The organism is Flavobacterium supellecticarium (assembly GCF_004801375.1).
GTDB classification, from domain to species: domain Bacteria; phylum Bacteroidota; class Bacteroidia; order Flavobacteriales; family Flavobacteriaceae; genus Flavobacterium; species Flavobacterium supellecticarium.
The window spans coordinates 1-18,318 of record NZ_SSNZ01000007.1; the positions used below are offsets into that span (position 1 = coordinate 1).

19 protein-coding genes, 2 tRNA genes and 1 pseudogene are annotated in these 18,318 nt (G+C 38.8%); 15 read left to right on the plus strand and 7 right to left on the minus strand.

Annotated features, from left to right (window positions below):
* The first annotated feature begins 352 nt into the window (after positions 1–352).
* The 13 genes from E6C50_RS17865 (at position 353) to E6C50_RS13345 (ending at position 11,720) form a co-directional block, all read left to right on the plus strand.
* Positions 353–1,117, plus strand: a complete 765-nt coding sequence (locus tag E6C50_RS17865; protein WP_211089548.1) for a toxin-antitoxin system YwqK family antitoxin — start codon at positions 353–355, stop codon at positions 1,115–1,117.
* Positions 1,101–2,315 carry a hypothetical protein gene (locus E6C50_RS13290; protein ID WP_136403719.1) on the plus strand — a complete coding sequence of 405 codons (1,215 nt, stop codon included), beginning with the start codon at positions 1,101–1,103 and terminating at the stop codon, positions 2,313–2,315. Before E6C50_RS17865 ends, E6C50_RS13290 begins: the two co-directional genes overlap by 17 nt.
* Positions 2,290–2,637 (plus strand): hypothetical protein, encoded by a 348-nt coding sequence (locus tag E6C50_RS13295; protein WP_136403720.1) that lies wholly within the window; start codon positions 2,290–2,292, stop codon positions 2,635–2,637. Before E6C50_RS13290 ends, E6C50_RS13295 begins: the two co-directional genes overlap by 26 nt.
* Positions 2,638–2,659: 22 nt before the next feature.
* A complete protein-coding gene (locus tag E6C50_RS13300) occupies positions 2,660–3,115 on the plus strand; it encodes a hypothetical protein (RefSeq protein WP_136403721.1) in 456 nt (151 codons plus the stop codon).
* On the plus strand, positions 3,112–4,233 hold the full coding sequence (locus E6C50_RS13305) for a type II secretion system F family protein (RefSeq protein ID WP_136403722.1): 1,122 nt from the start codon (positions 3,112–3,114) through the stop codon (positions 4,231–4,233). The genes E6C50_RS13300 and E6C50_RS13305 overlap by 4 nt, the downstream gene beginning before the upstream one ends.
* Positions 4,234–4,309: 76 nt before the next feature.
* Positions 4,310–4,744 carry a type IV pilin protein gene (locus tag E6C50_RS13310; protein WP_136403723.1) on the plus strand — a complete coding sequence of 145 codons (435 nt, stop codon included), beginning with the start codon at positions 4,310–4,312 and terminating at the stop codon, positions 4,742–4,744.
* Between the two features lies 1 nt (position 4,745).
* Positions 4,746–5,234, plus strand: coding sequence for a hypothetical protein (locus E6C50_RS13315; protein WP_136403724.1), 489 nt, complete (start codon positions 4,746–4,748; stop codon positions 5,232–5,234).
* Positions 5,231–6,631 (plus strand): GspE/PulE family protein, encoded by a 1,401-nt coding sequence (locus E6C50_RS13320; RefSeq protein WP_136403725.1) that lies wholly within the window; start codon positions 5,231–5,233, stop codon positions 6,629–6,631. The genes E6C50_RS13315 and E6C50_RS13320 overlap by 4 nt, the downstream gene beginning before the upstream one ends.
* Positions 6,632–6,634: 3 nt before the next feature.
* Positions 6,635–8,551, plus strand: a complete 1,917-nt coding sequence (locus tag E6C50_RS13325; RefSeq protein WP_136403726.1) for a type II secretion system protein GspD — start codon at positions 6,635–6,637, stop codon at positions 8,549–8,551.
* Positions 8,551–9,741 carry a PilN domain-containing protein gene (locus tag E6C50_RS13330; protein WP_136403727.1) on the plus strand — a complete coding sequence of 397 codons (1,191 nt, stop codon included), beginning with the start codon at positions 8,551–8,553 and terminating at the stop codon, positions 9,739–9,741. Before E6C50_RS13325 ends, E6C50_RS13330 begins: the two co-directional genes overlap by 1 nt.
* Positions 9,734–10,258, plus strand: a complete 525-nt coding sequence (locus E6C50_RS13335) for a hypothetical protein (protein WP_136403728.1) — start codon at positions 9,734–9,736, stop codon at positions 10,256–10,258. Before E6C50_RS13330 ends, E6C50_RS13335 begins: the two co-directional genes overlap by 8 nt.
* Positions 10,242–11,201 (plus strand): hypothetical protein, encoded by a 960-nt coding sequence (locus E6C50_RS13340; protein WP_136403729.1) that lies wholly within the window; start codon positions 10,242–10,244, stop codon positions 11,199–11,201. The genes E6C50_RS13335 and E6C50_RS13340 overlap by 17 nt, the downstream gene beginning before the upstream one ends.
* A 6-nt stretch (positions 11,202–11,207) precedes the next feature.
* Entirely contained in the window at positions 11,208–11,720 is a 513-nt protein-coding gene (locus tag E6C50_RS13345) for a hypothetical protein (protein ID WP_136403730.1), read from the plus strand.
* 177 nt (positions 11,721–11,897) lie between these two features.
* Here E6C50_RS13345 and E6C50_RS13350 read toward each other — a convergent pair whose 3' ends face one another.
* The 7 genes and pseudogenes from E6C50_RS13350 to E6C50_RS13375 all read right to left on the minus strand — a co-directional run bounded on the left by E6C50_RS13350 (position 11,898) and on the right by E6C50_RS13375 (position 16,504).
* On the minus strand, positions 11,898–12,968 hold the full coding sequence (locus tag E6C50_RS13350; RefSeq protein WP_136403731.1) for an ankyrin repeat domain-containing protein: 1,071 nt from the start codon (positions 12,966–12,968) through the stop codon (positions 11,898–11,900).
* A 250-nt stretch (positions 12,969–13,218) separates the two neighbouring features.
* Positions 13,219–13,304 (minus strand) — tRNA-Leu (locus tag E6C50_RS13355).
* Positions 13,305–13,450: 146 nt separating this feature from the next.
* Positions 13,451–13,789: a hypothetical protein gene (locus E6C50_RS13360; RefSeq protein WP_136403732.1), complete on the minus strand. Its 339-nt coding sequence runs from the start codon at positions 13,787–13,789 to the stop codon at positions 13,451–13,453.
* Positions 13,790–13,858: 69 nt separating this feature from the next.
* A complete protein-coding gene (locus E6C50_RS18025; protein ID WP_262712825.1) occupies positions 13,859–13,993 on the minus strand; it encodes a hypothetical protein in 135 nt (44 codons plus the stop codon).
* 27 nt (positions 13,994–14,020) lie between these two features.
* On the minus strand, positions 14,021–15,577 hold the full coding sequence (locus tag E6C50_RS13365; RefSeq protein ID WP_136403733.1) for an OmpA family protein: 1,557 nt from the start codon (positions 15,575–15,577) through the stop codon (positions 14,021–14,023).
* Between the two features lie 537 nt (positions 15,578–16,114).
* Positions 16,115–16,219: pseudogene (locus E6C50_RS18100) on the minus strand (ABC transporter permease); the annotation flags it as partial.
* Positions 16,220–16,424: 205 nt separating this feature from the next.
* Positions 16,425–16,504: transfer RNA gene (locus E6C50_RS13375), tRNA-Leu, on the minus strand.
* Positions 16,505–16,667: 163 nt separating this feature from the next.
* Between E6C50_RS13375 and E6C50_RS13380 the strand changes: the two genes are divergently transcribed.
* Positions 16,668–17,609, plus strand: coding sequence for a ribose-phosphate pyrophosphokinase (locus E6C50_RS13380; protein WP_136403734.1), 942 nt, complete (start codon positions 16,668–16,670; stop codon positions 17,607–17,609).
* Positions 17,610–17,641: 32 nt separating this feature from the next.
* Entirely contained in the window at positions 17,642–18,253 is a 612-nt protein-coding gene (locus E6C50_RS13385; protein WP_136403735.1) for a 50S ribosomal protein L25/general stress protein Ctc, read from the plus strand.
* Positions 18,254–18,318 lie beyond the last annotated feature (65 nt).

Genomic DNA, 18,318 nt, shown 5'->3' on the forward strand with positions numbered 1-18,318 from the left:
ACGGAAGGTATAGTTTATACTATTCCCTTCACCTTTAACTTCATCGTCCTTTTCCTGGTTTTGGAATCCATAACGATATGATTCTGAGGATTCATGACGGTTTGGCACTAGCATCCCAAACGGATAGGAATTATATTTGTGTAATTCGCATATTTATAAGAACTTAAATCACAATTGTAGTCCGATAAAAATACAAATTATAGCAAAAAACGCCTCTTTTTTTTAACTAAAAAAGTAGGATTTCAGCCCTCAAATTAACGTGCTTTTAGAAATAATATCGGTATAAAAAGGTTTTTTCTCAGGTTAAGGAAAAAATATTATCTTGCGACGATTAAAAATATAATTGAATCCCTTGAAAACAAAGACTTTATTTCGTTTTTTTTACATACCATTAGTAGTACTATTCCTTTCTTTTACGGATCCGTACCTGATAAAACGAATTTCTGATAGTAACTTTCGTTACGAGTTCTATACAACCGATAAAAGTATAAGCCCTAAATCCGGAAAAACGTATTATTGGTTTAAAGGCGGAGCCATCCATAACGCGCAGGGAGGTGTTGCCGGTCAATTGCTACACGACGGTTATACCAAAATGTACCACAGTAACCAACTCGCGGAACAAGGGAAATTTGACGAAGGACTAAAAACCGGCTGGTGGAAAACCTGGTATACCAACGGAACTTTGGAAACAACTCAATACTGGAACAACGGTTTAAAAACCGGAGCGTTTAACCGCTTTAACGATAAAGGGGAGCTGATCGAAAAAGGTTATTTTAAAAAGGATCAAAGACATGGTAAATGGATCGATCTGGCCAAAAAAGATACAGTAGTCTATAAAAACGGAGTTGTTTTTGTCGCCAAACCAAAGCTTACAAAAGAAGAAAAAGCCAAACTAAAAGAAGAGCAGAAAGCAGCAAAAGCAGCTAAAAAAGTGCAGGAGAAGCTGGATAAAGAGAAAAAGGCACGGGATAAAGAAAATAAAAAACAACAAAAGGAACGCGAGAAAGAACAGAAAAACCTGAATCAGCAACAACAGCCTCAGGAAAAAGAAAGTTTCTTTAAGCGATTATTCCGCAAAAAAGAACCAAAAGTAAATACCAATGGTAAAGGCGCATAGTCTGTTATACGCAGTCTATATCTGTCTGATTGTATCTATCATTTGCGGAGCGTTGTTGTATTTCTCCGGTTTGTACAATCAGCTGAATTTATATTACAATTTGCAGGAGGAATTATACATTCACAATCAGTCGGTGGTGAATTATGCGCTGGGGAATAAATTGGCAGGAGAGGAGCTTCCGGTTGACGAAGAATCCGGTGTGGAAGGAAGTTATGAAGCAAAACCGTATGGCTTATTGCACGTGTTGCTAGCTAAAACGATGTTGCGAAATGATACGGTAACGTCGGCACATATTATAGGAAGTTATTCCAAAGATAAAACCGCCATTCATTTGGCAAATCTGACGAAGTCGCTTCGGTATTCGGGAACGGTTCGGTTAAATGGCGATAATCAATTGCCGTCAACATTTATAGAAACATCCTATCTGACCAATAAAGCAAGTAAGCTTACGGTTACCGGACAAAATACAGTATCCGAAATCAAGCTTCCGGAGATCAATGCCAGTTTTAAAAAGATCTTCGAAGGAATCAAAACGGAAAAGGTGGCCTTGTCTGATTTCGAAAACGAAAAAGGGATGCCTTATTTTAATTCGTTTCTAAAGGATACCAAAGAAATTAAAGTGGGCGTAAACACGCTTTCTGGTTTAAACGTGAAAGGAAATTTTGTGTTGCGGGCGAAAGATTCCATCGTGGTGAGTAAAAATGCCATTTTGGAAGATGTGATCCTGATCGCTCCGAAAATAACGTTCGAAGAGGGATTTAAAGGAACGGTTCAGGCTTTTGCTACCAAAGGAATCGAATTACAGGAAAAAGTGATTTTAAAATATCCGTCTGTGGTTTGTGTATATAACGATACCGATGGGGAAAGTAAACTTAAAATCAAAAAAGAGTGTTCGATTGAAGGCGCCATAGTGTTGTTTGGAAGTTCAATTCTCACCGTCAATAGGAATCTTATGGTAGTGGACGAAAAGAGTAGGATACTTGGAGATATCTATTGTACCGGAAAGCTGGATTTAAAAAGCGATGTACAAGGTTCGGTTTATACGAATTATTTTTTTCATAAAAACGGCTCTTCCGTCAATGATAATATGATTGTGGATATTGAAATCGATCCGCAAAAGCGACCGGAATATTTTATGGCGATTCCGCTGTTCGAGGCGAAAAAAAATAAATATGGCATTATTAAAAAAGTATTGTAAAATCCCGGCAAATTCCATTTTGGAATCCGTAATCGCACTGACGATCATTTCGATTTGTCTCTATATCGCGATTTCAGTTTATGCGGCCGTATTTACACCGCGTACATCAGCGAAGTTTTACAATACGCAGAATAAAGTCAATGAAATATTTTACCTGATGCAATTACAAGGCGATTCGTTGCAATATGAGGGTGAAGATCCGAATCTGGAAATAGAAGAAGAAACCGTAAATCCCGGAGTGAAAAAAATATCCGTACACTATAAAGACAGTACCAATTTCAAGTTTGAAAAGAATTTTTACATACAAGGTAACGGCGAATAAAACGCAGCTAAAAGCCTTTTCAATGATTGAGGCGATTGTGAGTATGGCGATTACGGCTATTATTATGAGTCTGATTTTTGTCGTGTTTTCGATTGTAAGCGAAAGATTGCTGGATTTTAAAAACCAGAATCAGCCGGTGAACGATCTGAATCGGTTTACCTATTCGGTCAATAAAGACATTTTTGAAAATGAAAAAATAAAGCTTCAGGAAGAAGCACTCCTGTTTACCGGATATGCCGGCGAACAGGTTTTATATAGTATCGGGAACGAGTATCTGTTGCGGACAAAAGGGGAGTTTGTCGACACGTTTCGAATTCAGATTAAAGAAATACAACTGGATTCGGTTTACAGTCGATCGAAACAACTGGCTTTCCGAAAACTAAATGTAAAGCTCGATGTGAATGAAAAAGAAATGGGATTGCATTTTTATAAACAGATTTATGCCAGTGAATTAATACAGGCAATACAGAAACCATGAGCTTTGATTTAAGTGCCTATAAAAAGGATGCCCCGGAAAAAAAAGAGTTGAAACGCAATACTGGGCAGTTTCAGTTCTCGAAAAAACTATCCGATAAAAAGAAGGAGGTTTTTTACCGCGAATTGGGAATGCTGTTAAAATCGGGCGTGGATTTTAAAAAAGCGCTGGAAATATTAAGCAACCAGTCGGCGAATAAACTGGAAAAGGAAATCATCCTCCGAATTAAAGAACGGGTGGTCGAAGGAAGAAGTATTTACGAGTCGATGCGGGAAACGAATCAGTTTTCGCCCTACGAATATTACAGTATTCAGATTGGGGAAGAAACCCGAAAGCTGGAAGAGGTGCTAACCGAGTTGCAAAAATATTTTAACCGTAAAATCCAGATGCAACGACAAATTGTTTCGGTGTTAACGTATCCGACGATTGTAATGTTGGTGACGATTTTGGTGCTGTATTTTATGTTGAATAAAGTGGTGCCGATGTTTAGTTCCGTGTTTAAACAATTCGGAAGTGAATTGCCTAAAAGTACGCAGATCATTCTAAAAATCTCGAATCATTCGGGAACCATTTTTACGATGGTTGCGATTGTGATCTTTGGTTTGATTGCGGTTCATTTTCTGCTAAAAGGAAAAAACAGTTATCGGGCGTTTACGACTGGTTTGCTACTTCGGATTCCGTATTTCGGAAATCTGGTTCGCAAGATTTATATCTCCCGGTTTTGTCAGGCGATGAATTTGTTGATCACATCAAAAACAACCTTGATTAATGCGCTTACGCTTACGTCTAAGATGATCGGTTTTTATCCGATTGAAGTCGCGATCGAAGCGATTAAGGACGATATTACCCGGGGTGTTTCATTAAGCGATAGCTTAAAAAAACATACTGTTTTTGAAAATAAAATGGTTTCAATGGTCGAAGTGGCCGAACAGGTGAACCAATTGGATACCATGTTCGAAAGGCTTTCGGAACAGTATAATGAAGAAATCAGCCACCAAACCAAAATGATTGGTGTGGTTTTAGAACCGATGATCATCATTGTAATCGGGGTTATTGTTGGAGTCATCATGGTTTCGATGTACGCACCGATGTTCGATTTGAGTAAAATAATCAGGAATTAATACGGATGTCATTAATGTTTGTATTTTAGCGCCCGTTAATAATTAACACTTTTTTAATAAATAAAATAGGATAAAGATGTTTACCACTACTAAAAAATATCTTCAAAAAATAAAGAAAGCAGCTGTTAAGGCCTACTCCCTAACGGAGATTCTAATCGTTTTATGTATCATCGGAATTCTGTTGCTGATGGTGTTGCCTAATCAAACTTCGGTAATCAGTCAGGCGAAAGCGATCGAAGCGCAGGCGATGCTGAATCAGGTGTACGGTTTGCAGAAAAGTTATTTTTACCGCCATTCCAAATATTCCAACAGTTTGGAAGAATTGGGTTTTGAACAGGAAAAAACCGTTCAGGAAGGCGGACAGGCGGTTTATAAAGTAGAAATTATCGAAGCATCAAACGATTCGTTTATGGCAAGAGCTACTTCGGTTTCCGATTTGGATGGTGATGGGAATTTCAACACCTGGGAAATCGATAACAAAAAAGTACTGACAGAGGTTACAAAAGAATAATATGTTACTCGCAGTACTCCTTCTTTGTTTACTTCTAATGGTTTTTCAGGACTGGAAAAGCAGGATGATCCATGTGGCGTTGCCCGTGGTGGTGTTTGTGCTTTCTATGTTGCAGATAAAGCAGGATTATAACGCGACAGTTTGGTCCATAACGGCCTATAATGTTGCCTTTTTCGGGATAACATTTGTAGGGCTTGTCGCATATATGAGCTGGAAAAACAAAGGCTTTCTAAATCCGTTTGAGCATTATTTCGGATTGGGCGATTTGCTGTTCTATCTGTCCATAACACCGTTGTTTTTACTCAAAAATTATGTGGTTTATTTTATCGGATCGATGTTTTTTTCTATACTGTTACAGTTAACACTGAAAAAACGTATGAAACATCAAACCGTACCCTTGGCGGGATTTGCATCGCTTTTATTAGTGGTGCTTATTCTTAAAGATCTCTTTTTAAATGTTTATAAAATTACATTGATCAATAAAATATGACGATAGCGATCAATCAGGATATACAGCATATTATTTCCAGTGATATGGCCAACCATTACCGGGTTTTGCCAAAAGCAGTCACCGAAACGACTATCGAGTTGTATAGCGATGGCTCCGGCGATCGAAACGATTTGAAGGATGAATTGGAGTTGTTGCTTGGAAAACAGGTGGTGTTTGAATTGTGTGACGCAGTGGAAATCGAAAAAGCACTTTCCATCCATTACCGGAAAGAACGGGAAACCGGAAGTAAGAAATCGCTGAATATCGAAAAAGGGGATTTCCTGGAAAATCTGCTGGAAGAGGCGAAATCGCTTAAAAGTAGTGATATCCATTTTGAAGTGTACGAAGAATCGGCGCGAATCCGTTTCCGAATCGACGGTCAGTTGATAGAGCGGTATAAAATCGAAAAGGAGAATTACCTGGAGTTGGTCAATAAGGTTAAGATTCGCTCCAAACTGAATATTACCGAAAAACGATTGCCGCAGGACGGACGGATTACCAACGAGACATTCGATATCCGGGTTTCAATTTTGCCCACCTTGTTCGGAGAAAAAATCGTAATGCGTTTACTCGGTCAGGATGCGTCCAATATCGATCTGAATACGCTCGGATTGGAAAAAGAAGAGCTGAGAAGTTACCTGGAAGCGGTAAAAAAACCAAACGGAATTATATTGATCAGTGGTCCTACGGGTTCGGGTAAAACGACGACGCTATATGCGACGTTACGCTTGCTGAATGATTCGAAACGGAATATTGTAACCGTAGAGGATCCGATTGAGTATACGCTTAAAGGGATCAATCAGGTACAATTAAAAGAAGATATCGGACTAACGTTTGCGTCGGCTTTAAAATCGTTCCTGCGTCAGGATCCGGACGTGATCATGTTGGGGGAGATTCGGGATTCCGAAACGGCTTTAATGGCGATTCGGGCGTCTTTAACAGGGCACCTGGTATTGTCGACGATCCACACGAACTCGGCTATCGGAACCATTTCCCGATTGGTGGATATGGGGGTGCCTTCCTATCTGATTGCGGAAACACTCAATCTTTCCGTAGCGCAGCGATTGGTGCGAAAGCTGTGTAACGATTGTAAAAAAGAAACCGTTTGCAATAAAGACGATTTTCCGTCACATTTTGATTTTCCGTTTGAAATCGAAACCTATTTTAAACCGGTTGGCTGTAATAAATGTTACCATAGCGGCTACAAGGGACGACGTGCCATTTATGAAGTGCTAAACATCAATCATACGGTTTCGGAATCCATAAAAAATAATACCATCGCACAAACGATGGAGAATGATAAAAAACACCAGTCGTTGTCCGAAAAAGCCTTTGCTATTCTGGCCGAAGGAGAAACCTCACTGGAAGAAATATACTCTATTTTAATTAACGCATAAATAATGTTGAAACAAACCGTTTTTTTAATTATAAGTCTTCTGATTACTGGTCTGGCAGCAGCACAGGATGCGGATCTGCAGCAAAAACTGGATGAATTTGCCAAACAGAAAAAAGGACTGAATGAAGTGATCAAGATTGATGTCTCCGGATTGACATTACACGATTTTATCCTTTCCATTGCCGAGGAGCATCAGTTAAACGTAAGTCCGGATGCCGATTTGACACAATCCGTGGTGAATAACTTTTTTGATGTTACGGTAAAGGATGTGTTTGTATTCCTGGCGCAAAAATACGATCTGGAAATTGGTTTTGTGAGCAATATCATCACCTTTAAAAAACGAAAAGAGGTGAAGATTATCGAAAAGAAACAGCCTAAATTCGTTGATGTCAGTTATAATCCGCAAAACGATTTCTTATCGGTAAAGCTGGAAAACGATTCCCTTCCGGCCGTAGCCAAAGCGATTATCGATAAATCGAGTAAAAACCTAATTCTGGCACCGGATATTAAAGGAATGAAGGTGTCGTCGTATATCCTGAACAGACCATTTGATCAGGTTATCGATATGATGGCAAAATCCAACGATTTGATTGCAACCAAAGACGAAAATGGGTTCTTTTATCTGGAGAAAAATAACAATACCAATATGAATACCGGAAGTACAAGTATGTCGTCCGGTGGTGGTAACCGTAGTAAACAGCCGAAAGCATCGGTGGGCGTTCCGGGGTATTATGAAGTCGATTTGAATAAAGCGGGTTATCTATCAGTAAAAGCTTATGTGGCCGATGTGTCGGATTTGATTACCGAAGCCGCCGAAAAATTACACATCAACTATTTCTTGTATAACAAACCTGAAAATGAAAAAACGACTTTGGCAGCTGATAATATTACATTCGACGACTTGCTGGAACACGTTTTTAAAGGAAAAAAATATATTTTTAAAAAACAGGATAACCTATATCTGATTGGCGAACACGCTACGGAAGGATTACGGGCAACCGAATTGATCGCACTGGAAAATCGTTCGATTGAATCGGTGTTGCCGTCTTTGCCAAAAGTGTTTTCTGAAAAATTGGAGATCAAGGAGTTTGTAGAGCTTAACGGATTGGTGGTGTCGGGGTCTAAACTGACCATCGAGGAGCTTCGGGTATATATGAAACAAATCGATAAAGTGGTGCCTTTGGTACAGATTGAAGTGATCATCGCACAATACAATAAATCCTACGATATTCAGTCGGGAATTAAAGCCGGTATTGATAAGAGTAATATCCCGAAAACAAGTGGCGGTTTATTCCCGTCAGCGGATATGACGTTAAACGGGTCGTCTGTAAATAGTTTGATCAACGCATTTAACGGTTTCGGATTGTTTAAACTTGGAAAAGTAACCGAGGCGTTTTACCTGAATCTGAAATTGCTGGAAAACAACTCAATCGTAAAAATCGAATCGACTCCTAAAATCGCAACGATTAGCGGTCACGAAGCCAAACTGGCAATCGGGGAAACCAGTTATTATTTCGAACAAAACAACCGATTATTAACGAATAGTATCGGTAACGATATTTTACAATCCGGTACCTGGAAGTCGACCGATGCCAACCTGAGTGTGTCGATCAAACCGTATGTGTCGGCAGACGAAAATGTAACACTGAATATAGCCGTGGAGAAAAGTTCCTTCCTGGGAAGAGCAGGAGATACCGCACCTCCGGGGAAAGCAACACAGAAGTTTGAATCCCTAGTACGGGTAAAAAATAACGAAATGATTTTATTGGGCGGATTGGATGAATTGAAAAAGGAAAACTCCGGTTCGGGGGTTCCGTTAATTTCCCGTATTCCGATTATTAAGTGGTTTTTCAGTAGCCGTAAAAAAGCGAAAAACGACTCGAAACTGCATATTTTTATTAAACCTACCGTTGTTTACTAATGCTGACTTTCCTGTCTAAAATAATAAAGATCAACACGGTCAATATCGTCGGGGTTTCCAGAGATGAAAATACGGAAACCTATAATCTGCTTACGGTAAAACGCAAGGGGAATAAAATTGATATTGTCGAAACGGCGACCTACGATTCGTTCGAAAGTCTAAAGAAAAAGATCGATCTCAAATTGCCGGTCATTATTGCGCTCGAAGGTAAAGGCGTACTGAATAAAAAGATCGATTTTAATAATGAAGCCGATGTAAACTGGCAAAAGAATGTCGATTATAATTCGATTTACTTTACGGCCTATAAAGCGGGAACGGCCAATTATATGAGTTTTTGCCGGAAAAATGCCGTTACGGAAGTACTGCAAAAATTTACCGCCGAAAAATTTCAGGTAATCGATGTGTATGTCGGTGCTTTTCTGGCGGCTTTGTTGCAAACGGCTATCGGGGAACCAAAAATCCTGGCAAGCGATCTGATGTTGGAGTTTGACGATACCGGACTTTCGGGTTTTGAAAAACAATTCGCCGAAATCCCGATGAAGCTGAAATACAAAATAAACGAAGATACCATCAATAGCGATTTTATTCCGCTTTATGGGGTGCTGGTGCATTTCTTTTTACAACCAAAAGCCGTTACCAAGACGGAAAGCGGTATGCTCAACGTAGAGGAGATCATTTACAAAAAAGCATTTACGCTGTTCGGGACAGTGATGTTGGTTGGTTTCTTACTGAGTTTGCTAACGAGCTATCTGCTGATCCACTATTACGGGAGTAAAAATGCCGAACTCAATCTTCAGAATGTGTATTCCAATCAGTCGTATCAATTGGTGCTGGATATGGAAAAACAAAAAGAGAAAAAAGAAAATATCCTTAAAGAATCGGGCTTTGGATCGTCGCGTTTCCTTTCGTTTTATTCCTACGAATTGATCAAAATGACACCGGGTGATATCGTGTTGAATGAATTAAACGTTGTACCGCTGGCCAAAGAGGTAAAAGCGACCGAAAGAGTATTGCTTGATCCGGGAACGATCGTGTTAAAAGGTGAAACCTATAACGAAGCGTCGTTTAACAACTGGATGGGTAATCTGAAAAATAACAACTGGATTAAAAAGTTTGAGATTACGCAGTTGAAAAAGGATAAAAAGAATAAAACCCAGTTTGAAGTAAAAATCACGATTAAAGATGTTTGAGAATTATTCCTATAAACAGAAATGCGGTGCGCTGGTGGTGGTTTTTATCATGCTGTCGGTTACTGCTTATAAAAGGTCTTTTTCGTCCTTGTTTCAGGTGATAAAAGAATACCGGGAGCTTTCATCGCGCGTGGAGGATATTAACAAGAAAGCCAAAAATGCCGACGAATTGCGAAAAGAGATCGCCTACCTCGATGCCATGTTGGGTAAAGAAGGCGTAACAAAAGAAATGGTGCAACAGGGAATGGTCGATTTTGCTACGCGGTCACAACCGGGAGTGTCGATCCACGAACTGGCGCCAATTCACAGTTTTACGGACGAGAATTATACGGTTTTTACCAACCAATTGGATGTGGTTGGAAATACGAATCAGTTGTTGAAAATGGCTTATGATTTCGAAAAACAATACGATTATTCACGAATGGTCGGAATCAAATTGTTTACAGCAAAAAAGAATAATAAAGAAGAAGTTTTACATTTAAAAATGATATTTCAAAACTATGAGAACAATAAGTAAGATTGCCCTTTTTCTGGTAGCGGTTTTTATGTCTTCCTGTGAAGATATTTTGGAAAAGGATATTTCCAATAGTACGGTTCAGGCGACTTATCCGTTAAATGCGGCAGTTGTTCAGAGCAATGTGGTAAATTTCCAGTGGAATAAAATGGATGGTGCTAAAACCTACAGAGTTCAGGTTTATGATGTTCATCAGTCGCTGATCGCCGAAAAAGAAACGGAAGATTTGCATTTGGAACAGGAATTGCCATCGGGTCAGTACCAATGGCGTGTACGCGGGGAAAATTTTGCGTATCAGTCACAATATACGTTCCCGATTTCGTTTTCAACGCAAATTACCGAAGATCTAACCAATCAGTTGGTCGTGTTGTCCAGTCCGGATTCCGATATTTATACCAATCTGGCTACGATGACATTAAGCTGGCAAAGTCTGCAGGCGGCGACAAATTATAGTGCCGAAGTAGTGAATACTAGTACCGGTCAGTCGGTATATTCCAATACCAACCTAACGGCGACTTCTATTTCGTTGGATAATGTAGCCTTGACGTCAGATGGTGTTTACCAGTGGAAAGTTCAGGCGATGAACAGCAATAATAGTACACAAACACAATTCAGTACCCGTAAGTTTAATATTGATCGTGTAAATCCGAATCAGCCGCAAAATACGGCTCCGGCCAATAATGCTACGTTGAGTCTCAACCAGCAAATCACTTTTTCGTGGACGATTTCGCAGGATTCCGGAACGGTACAATCGCCGATAAGCTATGTTTTACAGTTTTCAGATAATCAGAGCTTTTCGAATATCACCCAGCAATTTGATGTAACATCAACCTCTTTCCAACAAACATTCACGACGGCTGGAACGTATTACTGGCGTGTAAAAGCTAAGGATAAAGCGGGTAATGAAGGAACGTATAGCGCAGGCTTTAAAATTGTTTTAAACTAAACTACTATGGCAAAAAAGAAAATAAATATTGTGCTAATTCTGGCTGTTTTAGGGTTATGGGGAACCGTGGCCTATAAAGCGGTATCTCAATATTTTTTTTCGGAGGAAGTCAAAACGGCAGCCATTGCATCCGATTATAATTTCAAAGCCAGAAAGATCGAAAGGGATACGTTTACACTTGAAAAAATAAACCGCGATCCTTTTCTAAACAAAGCATTGTTACGCGCGGAAAGTAATCCTGCTGTCGCGCCAAGAACGGCTGTTTCCGGAACGAGAAAGGTTGTGCCGGTAAAAACGGTCGACGATAAGCCTAAAGTGGCAAAATACTGGCCAATAGTGTCGTATTACGGTTATATCAAAAGTGGAGATAAAAACGAATTGGTCATGCTTAAAATCGGAAATAAGATTCATCGCCTTCATAAAGGTCAGGAAGTGGAAGGTTTGATGCTGAATAAAGTTTTTAAAGATTCCGTTGAGGTACGTTTTAATAAAGAAAACAGAATCATCCGAAAAGGATAATACAAAAAAATGCCCTGTTTGTCAGGGCATTTTTTGTTTCTTTTATGAAAGAATACACCTTCGTTAAAGCGCCTGAGTGATGCGGAATATCCTACTAAAAATGGTATAACCTTACAGGGATTAGCTTTCTTATATAAAATGAATTTAATCCAGTAAAACCCATGTTTGCTGTTGTTCTTAACGGTTGTAATCTGTAGCAGTAAGATGGATTGGAATTGGATTGTTAAGCACCCATTTTACACCTAATTCACTCATTACATAGATTTTTTCAGTGTTTCTGGCTTTTACTTCATTTGTAATAATGGCTAGTTCTTCTATTTCTTCCTGGGAAAGTGGCTTTTCTTGCTGAATATATTTGAAATAACCGTCCACCATTTTTTTATATTCAGTGTCCCAGTTACCGCCTCCGTTGTCTAATAACTCCCGGGCTACTTTTCCGGTGATACGAATAACTTCTCCCTGTACGGTTTGGGCTGAGCCACGTCCGGGAACCAAAAGCGTCCATAATTCTTCGTGTTGCTTCTGCCAGGTTGTAGCTGTGACGGTAATAGGCGATGTGCCATCATATATAATCCGTCTTGGGACAGGTGTAACCTCAAAGATGCTGTAAAGTTCGTCTAAAGCGTTGCTTGTCTGTTCTGTTTCTTCGTCATAAAAATTCGGCCGGAATTGTTCAAATGTTTTTCCGATTTCTGTAACGAACGCTTTCATTTTTTCGGTTTTCTGAGCACCTGCGTTCAATAATATTTTGGAAGCTTCAAGGGTATGTTCTATATCGATGTTGCGACAACTCATCAAAGCCAACTCCAACGCGGTATAATCACCTTTTTTTTCGCCATAACCTTCAGAAACCAAAGCGTCAATTTCTGCTCCGTATTCAAGTAGTGTTTTTATGTTCTCGGTGTTATGGTTTTTTGCGGCACAATGTAACGCTGTTCCTTTAGGGGTGTTTGTGTTTACGTTTGCGCCCAATTCTAATAAACTCCTGATGTTACCTGAATAACGATTCCCAGAGCGCTCCTGAAGTGGGGTGTAGCTATAGTCATTAAGCGCCTCTATATCGGCTCCCTGTTCAACCAGCCATTTGGCTAGTTCGTGCGGGCATTCTGCAAACGACAAGGCTGTTCCTTTGCTGTATCCGCCACGAGCTTCTATCTCGCATTTGTCAAATAGTTGAATAAGTTCTTGAATGTCTCCTTTCTTTAGAAGTTCCTGAAAGTCTTTCGGTAATGTTTTTCTTTTTGCCATATTGTTTTTTAATTGTAGCTATTGGTTCGGCAGCTTGGCGAGGCAAGGGTAAATTGGACGGAAAGTTCAATTTCGTGGAAACGTAGACAATGCAGCGAGCCCGTTGACTAAAATAGTAAAAATGCCAGTACGGGTAATATTAGTGAGAAAAAATCTATAAACTTTAAATTTTTCCTATTCTGAAGAAAATGTGAATTTTGAATTCAGGTTTATAAAACAAAAAAGCTCCAAACAACGTTTGGAGCTTTTGTACTCAAGGCGGGACTTGAACCCGCACGAACATTACTGTTCACTGGATTTTAAGTCCAGCGTGTCTACCAATTCCACCACTCGAGCATTTCTTGGTATCGGCTGCAAAGGTACTATTATATTTTAATCCTGCAAGCTTTATTTGTTATAGAGTGCCTTTAAATTACAGGGTTTTTCGAATGACGCTGAAAATAAGTACTATTAGCAATTCAAAAAATGTAAAAAAAAGTGTTTTAAAAGAAAACGTCAACGCTAAAATCCAGTACTTCGGCTATTTCGACATTGCGTTGGATCTCTTCAATCCCCTTGGCAATCCGTAATTCGGTAGTGAACTTCCGACTGGTGGCATAAATATGATCCTGAATCACCACGCGGAAAAAATACTTTCCACCCGGGGTTTTAAATTTCAAAAACAAAGTGTCGGCATGGTAGAGTTTTAACATCTGAATATCCCGTACGCAACCCACTTTCTGATTATGACTCGCGCCGGTAAGGATGATCTTTCCTTTCCGCGAAGTATAATTAAAGCGGTATTGTTCGTTTTCTCTTTTGGTGATTACAAATGCCCCCATTCTAAATTGATGCTGTTTTTTTAAAGGACGGCAAAACTAACAAAAAAGTCCCTTATTAGGGACTTTTTACTATGCTTCTTTTTGCATTTCTTTCTTTTTTGTCAGGTCATTTTTTACATAACTTGATTTGCAATTCCAACCGCTTGAGCATGATGCGGATAAAACAGATACAGTAATAATACCTGCGATGAATAATTTTTTCATGGCGTTTGTTTAAGTAATTATAGTGGTTTATTTTTTTATAATGAATTCAACCCGGCGGTTCTGACTTTCCTGTTCTTCAGAGCAGTTGCCATTGCATTTAAACTTAAGTTGCGATTTTCCGTAACCTTTGTACGCTAAACGATCTTTGGAAATGCCGTTGTTGATTAAATAATTGTAAGTTGATTGTGCACGTTTTTCGGATAAAAGCATATTGTAATCGGATTTACCTTTGGAATCGGAGTGCGCGTTAATGTTGATTTTCATATCCGGATTGTCACGCAATACTTCAAGAATCTTGTTTAATGATAATTCCGATTCTTTTTTAAGTGTCACTTTGTTGAAATCGAAATAAATGTTTTCAATCTCAATAGCGCTTTCGGTTACTTTTGCTTTTAACTGACTTAAGTCGATTTTACCGCTATAGGCAATACTGTTACCGTTTGGTTTAAAATAGTAAGTATTCGGTTCGTATCCTTCTTTGGATGTTTCAATAGTGTAATCCACTAATGGATCCATCTTAAGGCCGAATTTACCGTGGTCGTCAGATGTAAGGGTTCTGATGATATCACCAAATTCGTTTTTAACAACAACTGTAGCGTTTGGTAATGCGGTTTTGGTTTTGTTTTCTTCCACAATACCGTTGAAATTTTGTTCTAATACATCCAGTTCGAATTTATAAATATCAAAATCGGATTTGTCGGCTTTTCGGTTGGAAGAAATATAACCTTTGTTCTGATAGCTAAATGTAAAAGCAATTTCATCGTTATTGGAGTTGATCGTTTCGCCCAGATTGGAACGGTTGATAAAATCACCGTTTACCGATGAAATACGGAAAACATCATATCCACCAAACGTTTCGTGTCCGTTAGATGAATAATACAGGTAGCGGTTGTCGCCGGTTACATAGGGGTATTTTTCATCTTTGGACGAGTTAACCGTTGGGCCAAGATTGGTAACATTGGTTAAAGTTCCGTCGATCATTACGTCGGCACTATATAAGTCGTAACCGCCAAAACCACCTTTCATGTCCGATGAAAAGTATATTTTCTGACCGTTTGGTCCCATAAATGGTGTTTCGATCGAGTAGTTTCCATTAATTGCCAAAGGTTGGATGTCTTTCCAGAATCCTTTTGCTTCTAAATCAAGCGTAGCTTTATATAGTGAAAATTGTTTACTGTTTTCTTCTTTCGAACGGGTTAGGTAAATGGTTTTTTGGTCGGCCGAAAAAGTTACACCGCCTTCATTACCGTCGCTATCCAATAGTTTGGAAAAGATTACCGGGCGCGATAGGTTACCGTGTTTGTCAAATTCAACACAGAACAAATTGTGGTTTGGCGTATTTGTTTTCGGGTCGATTGAAACATTGGAAAAGCCTCTTTTCTTATTGGATAAGATGAGGTACTTATTCATAAAGAAGGCGGTGCCAATTTCCGATAGTTCACTATTTACACCTGCGTCATAGGTAGTAAAACTAAAACCGTTACTTTGCGGTATTTTAATGTTTTTAGTAAAACTGCTTTGTCCTTGTGCAAATAATTGAATGGAAAAAAGCAGTGAAAAAACAAAAAGAGTGGGAGATTTCATTTTTGCTATATTGTCAAAGTTTATACTATATTATTTTGATAGTGTCACGAATATAGACGCGATTATTATGATTGCGTTAATAAATCTTTAAACAGACGTAAAAAATCGATAAAATGCACGGATGTAGAATTAGGATTACATTATGCGGATTTTACGCCTTTTTAAGAAATAACAATAGAAGGCGGAAATGTGAAATTTAATTGCTGTTATTTCAGTAGTTTGTTTGTTGATTATGTGGTGATTATATTTTATTTTCGTAAGAGGATATTGCTTGTTTTGGAGTTGTTGTGATTCGTCCGTTTATGAAGAAAAAATTAAATTTTGACGAAATATTTGCGGTTTTTGAAAATGCGCATTTCGGACGTTTTTTTGTTTGACTAATGTAGCGTTTTTCTTTAAGATATTTATTTTCACAATGTTGTGAAAAATGTATATATACAAAATGTACTAACCCTAAAACGGAATTAGGGAGTTTTTTTCTTTTGAGTAGAGGTGATGATTTGGATTTTGCAGGTGAATAAGGTTGTTATAAAAATATTATTCGAAGTGTAAAGCCTCAATCGGATCGAGTTTTGAAGCCTTTAAAGCGGGATAATAACCGAAAAAAATACCGGTTATGGCGCAAACCAAAAACGAAAGTATAACCGAAGATCCTGAAATCAGTGTTGGCCACTGTAGGAATATTTGGATCAGTTTTGAGTAGGCAATTCTAATCTGTCCAATTAATAAGTAGATACATTGTTCCGGATTTTATACTATTGCTAGCTGTTCCTGTGCTAAGGGCTGTGTTTTGTAATTGGTATGAGTGCTAAATAAAAAAGCTCCAAACATCGTTTGGAGCTTTTTGTACCTAGGGTGGGAATCGAACCCACACACCGAAGTACACGAGTTTGAGTCGTGCGCGTCTACCAATTCCGCCACCTAGGCTTGTGGACAACTGGTTGTCAATTGTGGGTGCAAATGTAAATAAAAAAATTAGAAATAATCAAAAAAATAAAGGAAATTATTCTTTAAGTGTGGAATTTAATTTCTAAATTTGCACCTCGTTTAAACACGACAACACTAACTAACTACTAAACAACGAATTAAAATGTCACATATAGAACCGGAAGCAAAAATATTTGCATGTTCTCAAAGTGAATATCTTGCTGAACAGATAGCAAAACACTATGGTGTAGCGCTTGGTAAAGTTACAATTTCAAAATACAGCGATGGAGAATTCCAGCCGTCTTTTGAAGAATCAATACGCGGATTACGTGTGTTTTTAGTGTGCTCGACATTTCCGAGTTCCGACAATCTGATGGAACTTTTGTTAATGATCGATGCCGCTAAAAGAGCTTCGGCACGACACATTACAGCTGTAATTCCCTATTTCGGATGGGCACGTCAGGATCGGAAAGATAAACCAAGAGTGCCGATAGGGGCTAAATTGGTGGCAAAACTGATTGAGGCAGCAGGTGCTACCCGAATTATGACGATGGATTTACATGCCGATCAGATTCAGGGCTTTTTTGAAAAGCCGGTTGACCATTTATTTGCGTCAACTATTTTCTTACCCTATGTAAGAAGTCTGAACCTGGATAAATTAACAATTGCTTCGCCGGATATGGGGGGATCGAAGCGGGCTTATGCGTATTCGAAGTTCCTGGAGTCGGATGTGGTAATTTGTTACAAACAAAGAAAACAGGCTAATGTGATCGATACTATGGAGTTGATCGGAGATGTTACCGGAAGAAATGTTATTCTGGTTGACGATATGATCGATACCGGAGGTACGCTTGCAAAAGCAGCCGATATGATGATGGAAAGAGGAGCCTTGAGTGTACGTGCTATTTGTACGCATGCTATTTTATCAGGCGACGCTTATCAGAAAATAGAAAACTCAAAAATTCAGGAATTGATTGTGACGGATTCTATCCCGTTGAAAAAATCAAGCCCGAAAATCAGAGTGGTGAGCTGTGCCGAATTATTTGCCGATGTGATGCACATGGTACACAATAATAATTCGATCAGCAGCAAGTTTATTGTTTAAGAATTTTTTTATTAATTTAATTATATTTCAAAATGAAATCAATTACGATCAAAGGATCTGAAAGAGAAAGCGTGGGCAAATCGGCAACGAAAGCGGCACGTAATGCTGGAATGGTTCCTTGCGTGTTATACGGAGGAGAACAACCAGTACATTTTAACGCTGAAGAAAAAGCGTTCAAAAGTTTAGTTTATACTCCAAACGTACACACTGTTGTAGTTGAATTGGATAATGGTAAAACTTTCAACGCTATTTTACAAGATATTCAGGTGCACCCGGTATCTGACAAAATCTTACATATCGATTTCTATCAGTTACACGCTGACAGAGAAATCACTATGGAAGTTCCTGTAAAAATCGTTGGTAACTCTAAAGGTGTTATGGCCGGAGGTGTTTTACGTTTAAACCAACGTAAACTTAAAGTGAGAGCTTTACCTGCTAACTTACCTGATTTCGTTGAAGCAGATATCACGGATTTGGAAATGGGTAACAAATTGTATGTAACGAAATTACCTACAAATAACTTCCGTTTATTACACCCGGACAACACAGTAGTGTGTCAGGTGAGAATTTCACGTGCTGCTATGAAAGCTGCTCAGGAAGCTGCAAAAGCTGCAAAAGCACCAGCAAAAGGAAAGAAAAAATAATTATATTTTTTATATACCTGAAAAGCACCGGAATCCCGGTGCTTTTTTTATGGCTATAGCCCAAT

Excerpts from the sequence above, each read along its gene's own strand:
- E6C50_RS13365 (WP_136403733.1), bottom strand. The coding sequence starts at position 15,577 with ATGAAATCTCCCACTCTTTTTGTTTTTTCACTGCTTTTTTCCATTCAA.
- E6C50_RS13380 (WP_136403734.1), top strand. The coding sequence starts at position 16,668 with ATGTCACATATAGAACCGGAAGCAAAAATATTTGCATGTTCTCAAAGT.
- E6C50_RS18025 (WP_262712825.1), bottom strand. The coding sequence starts at position 13,993 with ATGAAAAAATTATTCATCGCAGGTATTATTACTGTATCTGTTTTATCC.
- E6C50_RS13360 (WP_136403732.1), bottom strand. The coding sequence starts at position 13,789 with ATGGGGGCATTTGTAATCACCAAAAGAGAAAACGAACAATACCGCTTT.
- E6C50_RS13345 (WP_136403730.1), top strand. The coding sequence starts at position 11,208 with ATGGCAAAAAAGAAAATAAATATTGTGCTAATTCTGGCTGTTTTAGGG.
- E6C50_RS13315 (WP_136403724.1), top strand. The coding sequence starts at position 4,746 with ATGTTACTCGCAGTACTCCTTCTTTGTTTACTTCTAATGGTTTTTCAG.
- E6C50_RS13310 (WP_136403723.1), top strand. The coding sequence starts at position 4,310 with ATGTTTACCACTACTAAAAAATATCTTCAAAAAATAAAGAAAGCAGCT.
- E6C50_RS13290 (WP_136403719.1), top strand. The coding sequence starts at position 1,101 with ATGGTAAAGGCGCATAGTCTGTTATACGCAGTCTATATCTGTCTGATT.
- E6C50_RS13325 (WP_136403726.1), top strand. The coding sequence starts at position 6,635 with ATGTTGAAACAAACCGTTTTTTTAATTATAAGTCTTCTGATTACTGGT.
- E6C50_RS13295 (WP_136403720.1), top strand. The coding sequence starts at position 2,290 with ATGGCATTATTAAAAAAGTATTGTAAAATCCCGGCAAATTCCATTTTG.
- E6C50_RS13320 (WP_136403725.1), top strand. The coding sequence starts at position 5,231 with ATGACGATAGCGATCAATCAGGATATACAGCATATTATTTCCAGTGAT.
- E6C50_RS13300 (WP_136403721.1), top strand. The coding sequence starts at position 2,660 with ATGATTGAGGCGATTGTGAGTATGGCGATTACGGCTATTATTATGAGT.
- E6C50_RS13335 (WP_136403728.1), top strand. The coding sequence starts at position 9,734 with ATGTTTGAGAATTATTCCTATAAACAGAAATGCGGTGCGCTGGTGGTG.
- E6C50_RS13350 (WP_136403731.1), bottom strand. The coding sequence starts at position 12,968 with ATGGCAAAAAGAAAAACATTACCGAAAGACTTTCAGGAACTTCTAAAG.
- E6C50_RS13340 (WP_136403729.1), top strand. The coding sequence starts at position 10,242 with ATGAGAACAATAAGTAAGATTGCCCTTTTTCTGGTAGCGGTTTTTATG.
- E6C50_RS13305 (WP_136403722.1), top strand. The coding sequence starts at position 3,112 with ATGAGCTTTGATTTAAGTGCCTATAAAAAGGATGCCCCGGAAAAAAAA.
- E6C50_RS13385 (WP_136403735.1), top strand. The coding sequence starts at position 17,642 with ATGAAATCAATTACGATCAAAGGATCTGAAAGAGAAAGCGTGGGCAAA.
- E6C50_RS13330 (WP_136403727.1), top strand. The coding sequence starts at position 8,551 with ATGCTGACTTTCCTGTCTAAAATAATAAAGATCAACACGGTCAATATC.